Source organism: Streptomyces auratus (assembly GCF_050433025.1).
In the GTDB taxonomy this organism is placed as follows: domain Bacteria; phylum Actinomycetota; class Actinomycetes; order Streptomycetales; family Streptomycetaceae; genus Streptomyces; species Streptomyces sioyaensis.
The window spans coordinates 3,027,103-3,043,351 of record NZ_JBNGCB010000001.1 but is presented as its reverse complement, the minus strand read 5'-3'; the positions used below and the strand labels follow the sequence as shown (position 1 = coordinate 3,043,351).

Genomic DNA, 16,249 nt, shown 5'->3' with positions numbered 1-16,249 from the left:
GTGTGCAGCCCGCCGTGTTTGTGGTGACGTGCGGTCTGTTGCCGTGGCTTTGGCTGTGGCGTGTGGTGCCCCGGACAGGGATCGCCGGACCTGCGCTGCTCCCCGCGTGGGGCTTGCCGGGTCCAGGGCGGCCCCCCACAGAAGGGGTCCCCATGAGCACCAGCGTTCAGTCACCGTCGCCGGAACTGCTGCAGCCGGCTTCCCTCCCCGGCTCGGTCGCGCCGGCCGCCGCGGCGCGGGAAGTGGCCCGGGCGGCGGCCCTCACCCTCATGGCAGTCTCGACGATCCCGGTCGGCAGCAACCCGGTCGGGCTGGCGTTCATCCCCAACGGCAACCTCTACGTTGCCAACTCCGGGTCGAACAATGTGCAGACCATCGACACCACCACGGACGCCGTCATCGGCGCCGCGATCCCGACCGGCACCACGCCGGCCTGGCTGACCGTCGCTCCCAACGGCAACGCCTACGTCCCCAACAACATCTCCAACAACGTGACGGTGATCGACACCGCCACCAGCACCGTCCTCACCACGATCCCCCTCAGCGGCGGCCCCGCCGCGGCGGCGGTCATCCCCAGCGGCAACGTCTACGTCAGCCGCTTCGGGGCGAACAGCGTGCAGGAGATCGCCACCGCCACCAACACCACCATCGGCCCCGCGATCCCCACCGGCAGCGGCCCGGTCGGGATCGCGGTCGCCCCCAACGGCAGGGCCTACGTCGCCAACCGGAACGGGAACAGCGTGACGGTGATCGACACCGCCACCGCCACCGTCCTCACCACGATCCTCGGCTTCAACCAGCCGAACTTCGTGGCGATCGGCCCCAACGGGGATGCCTACGTCGCCAACATCGGCTCGAACAACGTGACGGTGGTCGACACCACCACGGACACCATCGTCACCACGATCCCCGTCGGCACCAACCCGTGGGGCATCACGGTCGGCCCCGACGGCAACGCCTACACGGCCAACCGCGGCTCGAACAACGTGACGGTGATCGACACCACCACCAACCTGCCCGTCGGCGCCCCGATCCCCGTCGGCAGCCAGCCGATCGCCCTGGTGGTCGCGCCCAACAACAAGGTCTACGTCACCAACATCGCCGGGGCCAGCGTCAGCGTCATCCAGTTCCCCCCGACGATCAACACCATCACCCCCAACTCGGGGCCCATCACGGGCGGCACGGTGGTGACGATCACCGGTACCAACCTGACCGGGGCGTCCGTCGACATCGGCGGCAACCCCGCCACCGGCGTGACCGTCAACTCCACCGGTACGCAGCTCACCGCCACCACTCCGCCCGGGGCGGCCGGCCCGGCGGACGTCACCGTCACCACCCCCGGTGGCAGCACCACTGTGGTGGGCGGCTTCACCTACATCGTCCCGGTCCACGCCACCTCGCTGACCGCGACCCCGGCGCTGACGAAGCTGTTCCCGCCGCACGTGTACTTCCCGTTCCTGACGGCCACGCTGACCGACCAGGTCACCGGTCTGCCGGTGCCCGGCCAGACCATCGTGTTCCACATCGGCAGCAACCTCATGGGCACCGCCACCACCGACGCCCAGGGCACCGCCCGGCTGAATGAGACGCTCCTGTTGAGTCTCATCCTCCTCAACGGCGGCTACGACGCCACCTTCGCCGGCGCGACCACCCCGACAGCCATCCTGTCGCCGTCCAGCGACCACGCGGGAGTCATCGAACCCTGACCGCCCGTCCGCTCACCGGCCGGCGAGCGGCATGCGTGACACCGGCCCGGTCGGGGGCAACTGTCCACGACCGGGCCGGTGTCCGTGCGGCAGCCGTGCCGCCGGGTGGGGGCTAGCACCCGCCCGCGCCCACCCGCCCCTGCAACAGCCGCGACAGCGCCGCGTGGACGTCCTCGACGGAGCGGTCGGGCTGGAAGGACTGCCAGTCCAGGGCGGCCACCAGGACCATGCCCAGGAGGGCGGAGGCGGTGAGGGAGATGTCGAGTTCGGCGGAGAGTTCGCCGGTGGCCACGGCGTCGTGCAGGACGGACTCGACGACGGTCAGGGCCCGGCCGCGGACGGAGGTGAGGGTGGCGCGCCAGGTGCGGTTGGTGCGCCACAGTTCGGCGACGTAGAGCTGCATCAGGGCGGGGGAGCCGGCGATGAAGTCCAGGCCGGCCCGGATCATGGCGTCCAGGGCGTCGACCCGGGTGCCGCCGGCGGCCACCGCTGCGTCGGCGGCCCGGCGCAGCGAGCCGGCGAGCAGGTCCATGCCGTCCCGGAGCAGCTCCTCGTAGAGGACGTTCTTGCTGGCGAAGTTGTAGTAGACGGTGCCCTTGGCGACGCCGGCGCGGTCGGCGATCTCGTCGACGGTGGTGGCCGAGAAGCCCTGTTCCGCGATGAGGACGACGGCGGCGTCGAAGATCCGGCGGCGCGTCGAGGCACGCCGGGGCGCGGGGGCGGCCCCCGGGGCGGCGCCGTCGCCGGCACCGCCCCGGGAGACCGGGAGCACACTCACAGGCTCAGTTCCGGGTGCAGGTCCTTCATCCGTACGACCTGCCGGCCGCGCGCCGTGAGGGCGGTCAGGGCCAGCGCGCCGAGGGTGAAGGCCACCAGGACACCGCAGCCCTGCCAGACGATGCCGAGGTCACCGCCGGTGATCAGCCGGCGCAGGCCGTCGACCACGTAACTCATCGGCAGGAACGGGTGGATGGCGGCGAAGAACCCGGGGCTGGTCTGCACCGGGTAGGTGCCGCCCGCCGAGGTCAGCTGGAGCATCAGCACGATCAGGGTCAGCACCCGGCCGGCCGGTCCGAAGAACGCGCCCAGCAGCTGGATGATGGCGGTGAAGCAGGCCGTGGCCAGCAGCAGGAAGCCGACGGTGCCGGCCGAGCGGGCCATCTGCAGGCCCAGGCCCCAGTGCAGGACGGCCATCAGGGCCAGGACCTGTACGACGCCGACGGCGTAGGCGGGCAGCCAGGAGCCGAGGGTGATCCGCCAGCCCGGGGCGCCCGCGGCCAGGGCTCGCTTGCCCAGCGCCGGGAGCAGCATGAACGCGACCATCGCGCCGACCCAGAGGGAGAGCGGGATGAAGTACGGCGCCAGGCCGGTGCCGTAGTTGGGCGCCTTGTGCATCGACTTGGAGGCCAGCTCGACCGGGTCGGCCATCACCTCGGTGCGGGCGTCGCGGTCCTTCTTGTTGTAGTCCGGGATCTTGGCGACGCCGCTGTGCAGGCCGTCGGCCAGCTGGTTGGTGCCGTCCTTGAGCTTGAAGAGACCGCCGGTGAGCTTGGTGGCGCCGTCCTTGGCGGTGCCGACGCCGCTGTGGACCTTGCCGGCGCCGTCGGCGACCTTGCCCGCGCCGTCGGCGAGGGTGCCGATGCCGTCCGCGAACAGCCCCGCGCCCTGGGAGACCTTGTGGGCACCCGCGTTGAGCGCGTTGATCTGACGGATCGCGGTGTCCGCGCGCTGCCCGATGCCCGGTGCCTGCTCGGCGACCATCACCGCGCCCTGGTGCACCTCGTGCAGCTTGCTGCGGATCGGCCCGAAGTCCGCCCCGGCGATGGAGTCGTTGACCTTCTCCGCCGCGTCGGCGGCCACCTTGCTGCCGTCCGCGAGCGCCTTCAGCTTCGTGCAGTCGGGGTCGGTGTCCAGCAGCCCGCCGCAGCGGTCCTGGTAGATCTCCGCGGCGTTGTCGGCGTTCTTGCGGGCCTGGGTGGCGGCCTTCGCGGAGTCGCTCGGCAGGGTGTCGAGGAGGTCGTCGAGGGTCTCGGTGGCGTTCGCGACGAACTGCGCGCCCTCGCCGATCTCCTTGCCGTGCTTGCGCAGGAAGGGCAGGTCCTTCTTGGCGATGCCGTGGACCTTGTCGGCGAGCTGCTGGGTGCCGTCGGCGACCCGGCCCGCGCCCGCGCTGAGCTCATGGGCCTTGGCGACGGCCGAAGAGGCGCCCTTGCTCAGGTCACCGGCGCCCTGACTGACCTTGCCGGCGCCCTCGTTGAGCTTGCCGAGGCCGTCCGCGAGGTCACCGGAGCCCTTCTTGGCCGAGCCGACGCCCTTGTCGACCTTCCCGGCCCCGTCCGCCGCCTTGGCGGTCTGGTCGTGCAGGTCCGAGAACGACACGAAGATCTTGTCGAGCATGGCGCGCGACGAGCTCGCCGAGGTCTTGGCCCGGATCTCGGAGAACACCGACCGCGAGATCGAGCCGACGACGTAGTTGTTGGCGTCGTTCGTACGGACCTTGAGCGCGCCGGTCTGCGGGTCGTCGCCCGAGCTGGAGGCGATCCGCTTGCTGAAGTCCTGGGGGACGGTCAGCGAGAGGTAGTACGTGCCGTTCTCGACGCCCTTGGCGGCGTCCGCGGCGCTGACCTCCTCCCAGTGGAAGGTCTTGCTGTCCTTGACCTTGTCGGCCAGGTCGTCGCCCGCGGTGATCTTCTTGCCGTCGGCGGTGGCGCCGCGGTCGTCGTTGACGAGGGCGACCGGGATCTTGTCCAGGCGGCTGTAGGGGTCCCAGAAGGAGCACAGATACAGCGCTCCGTACAGCAGGGGGATCAGCGTCAGGGCCACCAGGCCCAGCCGGGGCAGCTTCCCCCGGCCGAACCGCCTGAGCTCAAGCGCGGCCAGTCTCGGCGAACGCATGCGCTGCCTCCTCCTTGTCGGTCCCGTCGGTGTGGGGGTGGGCGCCGTCTGCCGTGGCGGAGTCGTCCGCGGGTGCGTCGGCGGCTTCGTCTGCGGGTGCGTCGGCGGGCGCCGCGTCGGCCTCGGCCTCGGGCGCCGCTTCGGCGGGCGCCGCGTCGGCCGCGGTCGCCGGTGCGGGCGTGGTGCGCACGACCAGCGCGTCCGCGGGGGCCTCGCTGCCGGCGGCCACGACGGTGGTGCCCGCCTGCGCCAGGTCCCGCAACAGCTGCCAGGCCTCGGCGCGTTCCTCCGCCGACAGCTTGAGGTCGACATCGTCGACGGCCAGCAGCTGCGGGCCGTGCATGATCCCGAGGGCGACCGAGAGGCGCAGCGCCTCGATCCGCTCCAGGTCCCGGACGGCCGTCCCCAGGCCCTTGACGAGGGTGCCCGGGTCGAGCCGGACGGCCGCGAGGGCGGCGTCGATCCGGGCCCGGGTGGCCTCCTTCTGGCGCTTCCCCCACGGGAGCGAGGCGCCGAGGCCCTGGAAGCGGTGGCCCAACAGGGCCTGTTCCTTGAGGTGTTCGCCGACCGTGAGGGCCGGTTCGAGTTCGACGACGCCGGGTACATGGGCGATGGCGGTACGGCTGCGCACCGTGCCCATGCGCTTCGGGAGCGGGAGTCCGGCGACCGTCGCCTCGCCCGCGGTGATCCGCATCCGGCCGGTGAGGGCCAGCAGCAGGCAGGTACGGCCGGAACCGGAGGAGCCCTGGACGGCGATCAGCGCGCCCGGCTCCGCGGTGATGTCGATGCCCTGGAACGCCCACCCCCGTGGGCCCTCCACACCTATTCCTCGGGCGTTGACCGCCGCCCCCTGGCGGGTGGTGTTCACGAACACCCCTCCCCTTTGATCTGACTGGTCAGTCTAAAAGTGTAGCCGCACGGGGCTCGCTGACCAATCGGGGGCCCCGAAACGAACCGTTGGTGACCGAGTGCGGCGGATCCCGTGACCTGAACGGCGGATACGTCCTAGGGTGCCGTGCAGGCGGGGGCCTGATGATGTTCACGGTGATGTCCGTTCCGCATGCCCTGACGCGGTACGGGCGCGCACGTCACAACGGAGAACCATGGATCATTCGGCACAGCACCCCGTCGACCGGCCGCCGAGGGACCGGGCGGAGCGGCGGCCCCGGCCTGCCCGCCGCTCGCGCAAGCTGGTCGCCCCGCTGCTCGCAGGGGCCCTGGTCGCGGTCCTCGCCCCCGTCTCGGCCTCGGCCGCGGCGCCCGACCGGGTGCCCGCAGGAGGCCCGCCCGCCGGTGGCGCTCCACAGGAGCCCTGCGACGGCGGCGACGGCTGGACCGCCACCTCCACCAAGATCGACCCCAAGGGCGGCTACGACGCCTACGTCGGCAACGGGTACCTCGGCGCGCGGGTCGCACCCAACGGCACCGGCTACACCGCACCCGGCGGCAAGACCGGCTGGCCGCTGAAGACGCCCGCCTACGACGGCGCGTTCGTGTCCGGGCTGTACGCCAAGGGCCCCAAGGACGTGCAGGGCCGGCAGGCGATCGCCGCGATACCCACCTGGTCCACGCTCGACGTCGCCACCGGCGGGGCCCGCCCCGACACCTTCTCCTCGGCCACCGCACCCGGCCGGATCTCCCATTACCGCCAGTCCCTCTCCCTGCGCTGCGGCTTCGTCCGTACCTCGCTGACCTGGACGGCCGCCGACGGGCGCCGCACCGACCTGGTCTACGACGTGCTCGCCGACCGCAACGACGCCCACACCGGCGCGGTCCGGCTGCGGATGACGCCCCACTGGAGCGGCGCGGCCACCGTCACCGACGGCCTCGACGGCCGGGGTGCCCGCCGCATGGCGCCGTCCGCCGCCGGCGGCTCGCACCAGGGACGCACCATGGACGTCGGGTTCCGCACCGACGGGACGAAGACCGACGGCACGGTGGCCTCCACCCTGTCGACCGGGCCCGGCGTCCAGGCACAACAGCCCCGCCAGGAGCCGCAGCAGGACAAGCTGAGCAACCGCCAGCGGGTGTCCTTCCCGGTGCGCAGCGGCCGCTCCTACGAGCTGACCAAGTACGTCGGCGTGGACACCGCGCTCACCTCCCGCTCCCCGCGGGCCGCCGCCGACGCCGCCTCGCGCCGGGCCGCGGCCCGCGGCTGGGACGCCCTGTTCGCCCGGCACACCGCCGCCTGGCAGCGGCTGTGGCGCAGCGACATCGAGGTCAAGGGACAGCCCGACATGCAGTCCTGGGTGCGCTCGGCGCAGTACGGACTGCTCTCCTCCACTCGCGCCGGCAGCGACAACAGCATCGGCCCCACCGGCCTGACCAGCGACAACTACGCCGGCGAGGTCTTCTGGGACGCCGAGACCTGGATGTACCCGAGCCTGCTCGCCACCCACCCCACGCTCGCCCGGTCCATCGTCGACTACCGCTACAAGACCCGCGCCGGGGCCCGCGCCAACGCGAAGAAGCTCGGCTACGACGGGCTGTTCTACCCCTGGACCAGCGGCAGCAAGGGCAACCTGTGGAACGAGTGCCACAGCTGGGACCCGCCGCACTGCAAGACCCAGAACCACCTCATGGGCGACATCTCCCTGGCCGCCTGGCAGTACTACCTCGCCACCAAGGACACCGCCTGGCTGAAGTCCCGCGGCTGGCCGGTCCTCAAGGGCATCGCCGAATTCTGGGCCTCCCGGGCCACCCGTAACGCCGACGGCAGCTACTCCGTCAAGAACGTCGCCGGGCCCGACGAGTACAGCAACGGCGTCAACGACGGGGTCTTCACCAACGCCGGCGCCGCCACCGCCCTGCGGCACGCCACCCGCGTCGCCGAGATCCTCGGCGAGCAGGCACCGGCCTCCTGGAAGACCATCGCCGACAAGCTGCGGATCCCCTACGACAGCAAGAAGAAGATCTTCGAGCAGTACGCCGGGTACAAGGGCACGACCATCAAGCAGGCCGACACCGTGCTGCTGATGTACCCGCTGGAATGGCCGATGTCGAAGGCGCAGGCGGCCCGCACGCTGGACTTCTACGCCGGGCACACCGACCCGGACGGCCCGGCCATGACGGACTCCGTGCACGCCATCGACGCGGCCGCCATCGGCGAGCCCGGCTGCGCGACCTACACCTACCTCCAGCGGGCCATCAAGCCGTTCGTCCGCGGGCCGTTCAAGGAGTTCTCCGAGGCCCGCGGCAACAAGGCCGGCGCCACCGACCCGCACGCCGGCAAGCCCGCCCAGGACTTCCTCACCGGCAAGGGCGGCTTCCTGCAGACCTTCACCAACGGACTGACCGGGCTGCGGCTGCGGGAGAACGCGGTGCACCTCGACCCGATGCTGCCGCCGCAGCTGTCCCAGGGCGTCACCCTGCGCGGGCTGCACTGGCAGGGCCGGACCTATGACATCGAGATCGGCGCGCACCAGACCACCGTGCGGCTGACCGCCGGGGCATCGATGAAGATCGAGACGCCCGAGGGCGACAAGATCGTCAGCCGGGGGGTGCCGGCCGTCCTGAAGACCCGCCGCCCGGACCGGACCGCGACCTCGAACGCGGCCCGCTGCACCCCGGCCACGGCGACCTCGGAGGAGCCCGGCCTGTACGCGGGCGCCGCGGTGGACGGCAACACCACCACCGCATGGGTGCCCAACGCCGCCACCGGCACCCTCACCGTCGACCTCGGCCGGCCCACCCTCGTCGGCCAGATCACCCCGCACTGGACCGCGACCCGCCCGAAGTCGTACAACGTCCAGGTCTCCCGGGACGGAAAGCACTGGACGGGCACCGGATACTCGGGCCGGACCACGGCGCGGTACGTACGGGTCACGGTCGAGGGCGACCGCACCCCGGCGGCCGGCGGCAAGCCCAAGCCGCATCCGGGGATCACCGAGCTGACCGTGCAGCGCCTGAAGTAGCCCGCTGCGCCACGCCCGGCGACGGCCCCGCCCCGCACCCGCGGGACGGGGCCGTCGCGCTGCCCGCACCGGCGCGCGCCCGGTCCCGCGGCCGCCGAAATGTAACGGCGGGATGAAAACCGCCGCCGGCGGTGTTGGGCCATGCGGTAAGTGTCGAGGCGCGGGAGGCACCGGGTGGCGGGGACGGACAGGAAACGAGTGGGCTGGGCGCGGCGGCTGACCCGCGACTGCTGGCAGTACAAGAAGGACGTGCTGCTCGCGCTGGGCTCCTCGCTCGCCGGCATGGCGGTGCTGGCGCTGGTCCCGCTCGTCCCGCGGCTGATCATCGACGACGTCATCGTCCGGCATGCGCGCCCCCTCGGCCCCTGGGCCGGCCTGCTGGTCGTCGCCGCGGTCGTCGTCTACGTCCTGACGTACATACGCCGCTTCTACGGCGGCCGGCTCGCCCTGGACGCCCAGCACGATCTGCGCACCCGGATGTTCGCCGCGATCGCCCGGCTCGACGGCCGGCGGCAGGACGAGCTGAGCACCGGCCAGGTCGTCGGCCGCGCCACCAGCGACCTCCAGCTGATCCAGAGCCTGTTGTTCATGATCCCGATGATGATCGGGAACGTCCTGCTCTTCGTGATCTCGCTGGTCGTGATGGTGATGCTGTCCCCGCTGCTCACCGTCGTCGCGCTGGCCGTCGCCCCCGCCCTGTGGTTCATCGCCCGGCGCAGCCGCACCCGGCTCTTCCCCGCCACCTGGTACGCCCAGGGCCAGGCGGCCGCCGTGGCCGGTGTCGTGGACGGTGCGGTCTCCGGCGTACGGGTCGTCAAGGGCTTCGGGCAGGAGGAGCAGGAGACCGGCAAGCTGCGCGAGGTCAGCCGCCGGCTGTTCGCCGGACGGCTGCGCACGGTCCGGCTCAACGCCCGCTACACCCCCGCGCTGCAGGCCGTCCCCGCGCTCGGCCAGGTCGCGATGCTGGCCCTCGGCGGCTGGATGGCCACTCAGGGACACATCACCCTCGGCACCTTCGTCGCCTTCTCCACCTACCTCGCGCAGCTGGTCGGACCCGTCCGGATGCTGGCGATGATGCTGACCGTCGGCCAGCAGGCGCGGGCCGGTGTGGAGCGGGTCTACGAGCTGATCGACACCGAGCCGGCCCTCCAGGAACGGGCGGACGCCCACGCGCTGCCCGCCGACGCCCCCGCCACCGTCGAATTCGACCGGGTGACCTTCGCCTACGCACGGCCGCACCGCAGTGACGACGGGGAGCCCGCGGCTGCGAGCCCCCTCCGCCCCGTGCCCCCCGTTCTCAACGGGTTCTCGCTGCGCATCGAGGCAGGCGAGACCGTCGCCGTGGTCGGCACGTCCGGCAGCGGCAAGTCCACCGTGTCGCTGCTGCTGCCCCGCTTCTACGACGCCACCGAGGGCCGCGTCCTGATCGGCGGCCACGACGTACGCGAGCTGACCCTGACGTCGCTGCGCGGCGCCATCGGCCTGGTCCCCGAGAGCAGCTTCCTGTTCTCCGACTCCGTACGCGACAACATCGCCTACGGCCATCCGGAAGCCACCGACGCGCAGGTGCGTGCCGCGGCCCGCGCCGCCCAGGCCGACGGCTTCATCTCCGCGCTCCCCGAGGGCTATGACACCAAGGTCGGCGAGCAGGGCCTGACCCTGTCCGGCGGCCAGCGGCAGCGCGTCGCCCTGGCCCGTGCCCTCCTGACCGACCCCCGGCTGCTGGTCCTGGACGACGCCACCTCGGCGGTGGACGCCCGGGTCGAGCACGAGATCCACGAGGCGCTGCGCGGCGTCATGGCGGACCGTACGACCCTGCTGATCGCCCACCGCGCCTCCACCCTGGCGCTCGCCGACCGGGTCGCCGTCCTCGACGGGGGACGGCTGGTCGACATCGGCACCCAGGAGGAGCTGGAGAGCCGCTGTGCGCTCTACCGCCGGCTGCTGACCGACCCGGAGGAGCTGGGCGGCGTCGCACACGACCCCGCGGGCGAACTCGCGGGCGCCTTCGACGCCGAGTTCGCCACGGACGGCCTGCCCGAGTGGGGGCCACAGGCCGCCGAGCCCGACGGAGGAGCGGACGGCACGGTCGGCACGATCACCCCCGAGCTGTGGGTCCGCCGTGAGCAGGAGGCCGAGGCGGGCGCGGCTGGGACGGCGGGGCGCACGGCGGCCGGCGCCGGGCCCGGCCTCGGCGCGGCAACGGCCGGGCTCCCGTCCTCGCCCGAGCTGCTCGCCCAGGTCGCCGCCCTGCCGCCGGCCACCGACACCCCCGACATCGACGAGGACCGGGCCCTGCGCCCCGAGCGCTCCTACGGTCTGCGCCGGCTGCTGCACGGCTTCGGCCGGCCGCTGGGGTTCGCACTGGCGCTGGTCGCCGTGGATGCCGTCGCCGGGCTGCTGCTGCCGGTGATGATCCGACAGGGCATCGACGAGGGCGTCCGGCGCGGGGCGCTGATCGGGGTCTGGACGGCCGCCGCACTCGCCCTGGTCGTGGTCCTCGCCCAGTGGGCCGCGCAGATCGGCGGCAACCGCATGACCGGCCGCACCGGCGAACGGGTCCTCTACTCCCTCCGCCTCAAGATCTTCGCCCAGCTCCAGCGCCTCGGACTCGACTACTACGAGCGCGAGCTGACCGGCAAGATCATGACCAGGATGACCACCGACGTCGATGCCTTGTCGACATTCCTGCAGACCGGCCTGGTCACCGCCCTGGTCTCGGTGCTCACCTTCTTCGGCATACTCGTCGCGCTGCTGGCCATCGACGTCCAGCTGGCCCTGGTCGTCTTCGCCACCCTCCCGCCGCTCCTCATCGGCACGTACTTCTTCCGCAAGCAGAGCGTCAAGGCGTACGAGCTGGCCCGCGAGCGGATCAGCGTCGTCAACGGCGACCTCCAGGAGAGCGTGGCCGGACTGCGGATCGTCCAGGCCTTCCGGCGTGAGGACAGCGGCGAGGAGCGGTTCACGGCCCGCAGCGACGCCTACCGCCGGGCCCGGGTCCGCGGCCAGTTCCTGATCTCGGTCTACTTCCCGTTCGTCCAGCTGCTGTCGTCCGTGGCGGCCGCGCTGGTGCTGATCGTCGGCGCCGACCGGGTCGGCAACCACACCCTCACGGCCGGTGCGCTGGTCGCCTACCTCCTCTACATCGACCTGTTCTTCGCCCCCGTCCAGCAGCTCTCCCAGGTCTTCGACGGCTACCAGCAGGCGTCCGTCTCGCTCGGCCGCATCCAGCAGCTGCTGCGCGAGCCGACGACCACGCCCGCCGCCGAGCGGCCCCGCGAGGTGCCCACGCTGCGCGGCGAGATCACCTTCGACGACGTCCACTTCCACTACGGCGGCGGGGAGGCGCCGGCGCTGGCCGGCGTCGACCTGACCATCCCGGCCGGCCAGACCGTGGCCTTCGTCGGCGAGACCGGCGCCGGTAAGTCCACCCTGGTCAAGCTGGTCGCGCGGTTCTACGACCCGACCGCGGGAGCCGTCCGGATCGACGGCACGGACCTGCGCGAGCTGGATCTGACGGACTATCGCCGCCGCCTGGGCGTCGTCCCCCAGGAGTCCTACCTCTTCGCCGGCACGGTCCGCGACGCCATCGCCTACGGCCGCCCGGACGCCACCGACGCCGAGGTGGAGGCCGCCGCCCGGGCCGTCGGCGCGCACGCCATGATCGCCACCCTCGACGGCGGTTACCTCCACGAGGTCGCCGAGCGCGGCCGCAACCTCTCCGCCGGGCAGCGTCAACTGCTGGCGCTGGCCCGCGCCGAACTCGTCGACCCGGACGTGCTGCTGCTCGACGAGGCCACCGCGGCGCTGGACCTCGCCACCGAAGCGGTCGTCAATCAGGCCACCGACCGGCTGCGCGCGCTGGACTCCGCCCGCTCGGGTGACGCCTCGTCCGCCCGCAGCCGCACCACCCTCATCGTCGCCCACCGCCTGACCACCGCGGCCCGCGCGGACCGCGTGGTGGTGCTCGACCGCGGCCGCATAGCCGAGGACGGCACCCATGCCCAGCTCCTGGCCCACGACGGGCGTTATGCACAGCTGTGGCGCACGTTCACCGGCGAGGAGGAGGAACTCGCGGCCTGAGGCCGTGTGATCGGGCCCGCCCTCGCGCGGGGGCGGGCGGCTCCCTGCGCCCGGGCCCGTCCGCTGCCCGCCCGGCTCCCTGGGCCGGCCCCGTCCGCCGCCCGCCCCGGCGGCGGCCGTCCGGAGGATCCGCCGGATGGCTCCGAGGGCTGGTGGCGCCCGACATGCGCCGATAGGTTCAGCCCGACCTTTGCTATCCCAAGGGGAGGGTGCATGCGCAAGGCCACCAGATGGCTGCTGTCACTCGCCGTGCTCATAGGCACGGTGGGCGGCGGCAGCGTGTCGGCAGGAGCGGCCACCGCCGCCGAGCCGAAGACCGAGGACATCAAGGACCGGATCCTGGCGATCCCGGGCATGAGCCTCATCGAAGAGAAGCCGGTCGACGGCTACCGCTACTTCGTCCTGAACTACACCCAGCCGATTGACCACCGGCATCCGTCGAAGGGGACGTTCCAGCAGCGGCTGACCCTGCTGCACAAGTCGGTCGACCGCCCGACGGTGTTCTTCACCTCCGGCTACAACGTCAGCACCACGCCGTCCCGCAGCGAGCCCACCAAGATCATCGACGGCAATCAAGTCTCGCTGGAGTATCGTTACTTCACCCCGTCGCGGCCCACTCCCACGGACTGGAAGAAGCTGAACATCCGGCAGGCCGCCGACGACCAGCACCGCATCTTCCAGGCGCTGCACCGTATCTACGCGAAGAACTGGATCGACACCGGCGGCAGCAAGGGCGGCATGACGGCCACCTACTACCGCCGCTTCTTCCCGCACGACATGGACGGCACCGTCGCCTACGTCGCGCCCAACGACGTACGCAACGACGAGGACTCCGCGTACGACCGGTTCTTCAAGACCGTCGGGACCGCGCAGTGCCGCGCCGACCTCGCCGCCATCGAGCGCGAGGCTCTGCTGCGCCGCAAGGAGATGGTCGGCCGCTTCCAGGACTGGGCCGACGAGAAGAAGCAGACCTTCAAGACCGTCGGCAGCGCCGACCGGGCCTATGAAGTCATGGTCACGGACCTGGTGTTCGGCTTCTGGCAGTACCAGCCGGCCGAGACCGCCTGTGCCGAGGTCCCCAAGCCGACCGTCTCCACGGACGGGCTGTGGGCGTGGATGGACAAGGTCGGCGGCTTCGACAGCTACACCGACCAGGGCATGGAGCCGTACACGCCGTACTACTACCAGGCCGGCACCCAGCTGGGTGAGCCCGGCTACGCCTACCCGAACCTGGCCGGCCTGCTGAAGTACCCCGGCATCAACAACTCGCGGTCGTTCGTGCCCAAGGACATCCCGATGCGCTTCGACGCGCGCGCGATGCCCGACGTCGACCACTGGGTGCGCCACCACGCGAACCGGATGATGTTCGTCAACGGGCAGTACGACCCGTGGAGTTCGGAGCACTTCGAGCTCGGCCGGGGCGCCCGGAACTCGTACGTCTTCACGGTGCCCGGCGGCAACCACGGCTCGAACATCGCCAAGCTGAAGGAAGCCGACCGCACCAAGGCCACCGCCGAGCTCCTCGACTGGGCCGGCGTCCCGGCCCCGGGCGGCGAGGCCAAGCCGCTGGCCCCGTTCAACAAGCAGTTGGACAGGCAGGAGATCCGGCGGATGCCGCTGCTGCGGCCGTAGGGCCGTACGGCAAGCAAGGCAGCGGGACCGTAGAGCCCGCCCGCTGGGCCGTGGGCTGCAGGGCCCCGCGACCGCGGACACGGCGCGCCCTTCCCCGGGTGGGGAGGGCGCGCCGTGTCCGTGTTCGTGTCCCGGCCCTTGCTCAGTACGACAGGCCGTGGCCGATCCGGTAGAGCGCCGTGGTCGGGGTGTCGGCGCGCATTATCGGAACGGGCAGTCTGCCCGCCGGGTTCCGCCGGCCGGCGATCACCCGGGCCGCCGCCCGCAGCTCCACATCCGTCCAGGAGTAGCTGGCCAGCGCCGCCTTCACCCCGGCCAACTGGGCGATGTCGTAGGGATTGCGGACCGCCAGCTGCACCACCGGCTTACCCGTGGCCAGCAGCGCGGCGACCAGCTTCCGCTGGGGCGAGTCCGCGGTCACGTTGTAGGTGGCCACCACCACCGCGTCCCGCGCGGCGAGCGCCGCCACCGCCTCGTCGATCTGCTGCCGGCCCGGCGACAGGCCCGTGGACAGCGCGGTGGCGGTGAAGCCGAGCTCGGTGAAGGCCTTCGCCAGGACCGTGGTGGGCGGGCCGCCGGTGCCGGACGGCGCGGCCGCGTCGAAGCCCACCACCAGCACCCGGCGCTCCCGGCGCCGGGACAGCGGCAGGATCCCGGCGTCGTTGCGCAGCAGGGTGGTGGTGCGGTCCGCGATCCGGTCCGCGGCGGCGAGATGGCTGCGGATGCCGACGACCCGGTCCACCGCCCGGTGGGTGGTGTAGGGGTTCGCGAAGAGCCCGCGCCGGTCCTTGAGCAGCAGGATGCGCATCAGCTTCGCGTCGAGGTCCCGCTCGGTCAGCTCACCGTCCGCGAGCGCCTTGAGGACGGCGGCGTGGGCGACGGACAGGTCCGGAGGGTTCAGCAGCTGGTCGACACCGGCCTTGAGGGCGAGCACCGGCACCCGGGCGTCGCCGTACTTCACCCGTACGCCTTCCATGCCGAGGGAGTCGGTCACGACCACACCGTCGTAGCCGAGGCGTTCGCGCAGGATGCCGGTGAGGATCGGCCGGGAGAGCGTGGCCGGGTCCTCGCGCGCGTCGAAGGCGGGCACGACGATGTGCGCCGTCATGATCGAATCGATGCCGGCGGCGATCGCGGCCTTGAACGGCGGCGCGTCCAGCCGCTCCCACTCCTCGGCCGTGTGATGGATGTACGGCAGCCCGACATGGCTGTCGGTGTCGGTGTCGCCGTGGCCGGGGAAGTGCTTGGCGCAGGCGGCGACCCCGGCGCCCTGATAGCCCGTCACCTCGGCGGCGACCATACGGGCCACGGCCTGCGGGTCCGCCCCGAAGGAACGGACGCCGATGACGGGGTTGGCGGGGTTGACATTGACATCGGCATCCGGCGCGTAGTCCTGCCGGATGCCCATCGCGAACAGCTCCTCGCCGGCGATCCGGCCCGCCGTACGGGCGTCGTCGCGGGAGCGGCCCGCGCCCAGCGCCATCGCCCCGGGGAACAGCGTGGCGGGCGCCCCGACCCGGGCCACTATGCCGTGTTCCTGGTCGGTGGAGATCAGCAGCGGCACGGGCACGCGCTGGGCGGCGGCGGCCTTCTGGATGCCGTTGGAGAGGTCGGCGATCTGATGCGGCTCACGGGTGTTGTGCGCCCAGCCGAAGTAGATGATGCCGCCGACGTGGTACTTGGCGATCAGCTCCGCGGCGTTGGCGACCCCGATCTCCTTCTGGTTCGCGGCGACATCGGCCGGGTCCGGGTCGGTGGCGGAATGCCCGTAGACCCGCATCACGAAGAGCTGGCCGACCTTTTCCTCCGGGGTCATGCGGGAGATCAGGCGGCGCAGCCGGGCCCGGGTGGCGGGGGAGGGGGGCCGGTGCCCATGGGGGGACGCCGCGGCGTGCGCGGGGGCGGCGCCCGCGGCAGCGGCGGCGGCCGCGGCGGCCGCGGTGGTCAGGACGGTACGTCTGGAGTGCATCTGCGCTCCTTCCGGAGGGCTTCCTCGGCTCTGTGAAGGAAACTTCCAAG

General features: G+C 72.2%; 8 protein-coding genes. 4 read left to right on the top strand and 4 right to left on the bottom strand.

All coding sequences use genetic code 11. The features are described 5' to 3' along the window. Positions 1-152 precede the first annotated feature (152 nt). Positions 153-1,706, top strand: coding sequence for an IPT/TIG domain-containing protein (locus BKA18_RS13050; RefSeq protein WP_366043304.1), 1,554 nt, complete (start codon positions 153-155; stop codon positions 1,704-1,706). Positions 1,707-1,818: 112 nt separating this feature from the next. Here the strand turns inward: BKA18_RS13050 and BKA18_RS13045 are convergent, their stop codons facing one another. The 3 genes from BKA18_RS13045 to BKA18_RS13035 are packed head-to-tail and all read right to left on the bottom strand — an operon-like array spanning position 1,819 to position 5,469. After that, a complete protein-coding gene (locus BKA18_RS13045; RefSeq protein ID WP_366043303.1) occupies positions 1,819-2,484 on the bottom strand; it encodes a TetR/AcrR family transcriptional regulator in 666 nt (221 codons plus the stop codon). After that, complete coding sequence (locus BKA18_RS13040; RefSeq protein WP_366043302.1) at positions 2,481-4,601, bottom strand: YhgE/Pip family protein; 2,121 nt, start codon at positions 4,599-4,601, stop codon at positions 2,481-2,483. Before BKA18_RS13040 ends, BKA18_RS13045 begins: the two co-directional genes overlap by 4 nt. Further along, positions 4,573-5,469, bottom strand: a complete 897-nt coding sequence (locus tag BKA18_RS13035) for an ATP-binding cassette domain-containing protein (RefSeq protein ID WP_366043301.1) — start codon at positions 5,467-5,469, stop codon at positions 4,573-4,575. The genes BKA18_RS13040 and BKA18_RS13035 overlap by 29 nt, the downstream gene beginning before the upstream one ends. A gap of 235 nt (positions 5,470-5,704) precedes the next feature. Between BKA18_RS13035 and BKA18_RS13030 the strand changes: the two genes are divergently transcribed. From BKA18_RS13030 to BKA18_RS13020, 3 genes are all read left to right on the top strand, one after another. Then, positions 5,705-8,515: a discoidin domain-containing protein gene (locus BKA18_RS13030; protein ID WP_366043300.1), complete on the top strand. Its 2,811-nt coding sequence runs from the start codon at positions 5,705-5,707 to the stop codon at positions 8,513-8,515. A 174-nt stretch (positions 8,516-8,689) separates the two neighbouring features. After that, positions 8,690-12,598, top strand: coding sequence for an ABC transporter ATP-binding protein (locus BKA18_RS13025; protein ID WP_366043299.1), 3,909 nt, complete (start codon positions 8,690-8,692; stop codon positions 12,596-12,598). 213 nt (positions 12,599-12,811) lie between these two features. Further along, positions 12,812-14,230 carry a S28 family serine protease gene (locus tag BKA18_RS13020; RefSeq protein WP_366043298.1) on the top strand — a complete coding sequence of 473 codons (1,419 nt, stop codon included), beginning with the start codon at positions 12,812-12,814 and terminating at the stop codon, positions 14,228-14,230. Between the two features lie 142 nt (positions 14,231-14,372). Here BKA18_RS13020 and BKA18_RS13015 read toward each other — a convergent pair whose 3' ends face one another. Further along, entirely contained in the window at positions 14,373-16,199 is a 1,827-nt protein-coding gene (locus BKA18_RS13015; protein WP_366043297.1) for a glycoside hydrolase family 3 protein, read from the bottom strand. Positions 16,200-16,249 lie beyond the last annotated feature (50 nt).

Excerpts from the sequence above, each read along its gene's own strand:
- BKA18_RS13050 (WP_366043304.1), top strand. The coding sequence starts at position 153 with ATGAGCACCAGCGTTCAGTCACCGTCGCCGGAACTGCTGCAGCCGGCT.
- BKA18_RS13040 (WP_366043302.1), bottom strand. The coding sequence starts at position 4,601 with ATGCGTTCGCCGAGACTGGCCGCGCTTGAGCTCAGGCGGTTCGGCCGG.
- BKA18_RS13030 (WP_366043300.1), top strand. The coding sequence starts at position 5,705 with ATGGATCATTCGGCACAGCACCCCGTCGACCGGCCGCCGAGGGACCGG.
- BKA18_RS13020 (WP_366043298.1), top strand. The coding sequence starts at position 12,812 with ATGCGCAAGGCCACCAGATGGCTGCTGTCACTCGCCGTGCTCATAGGC.
- BKA18_RS13015 (WP_366043297.1), bottom strand. The coding sequence starts at position 16,199 with ATGCACTCCAGACGTACCGTCCTGACCACCGCGGCCGCCGCGGCCGCC.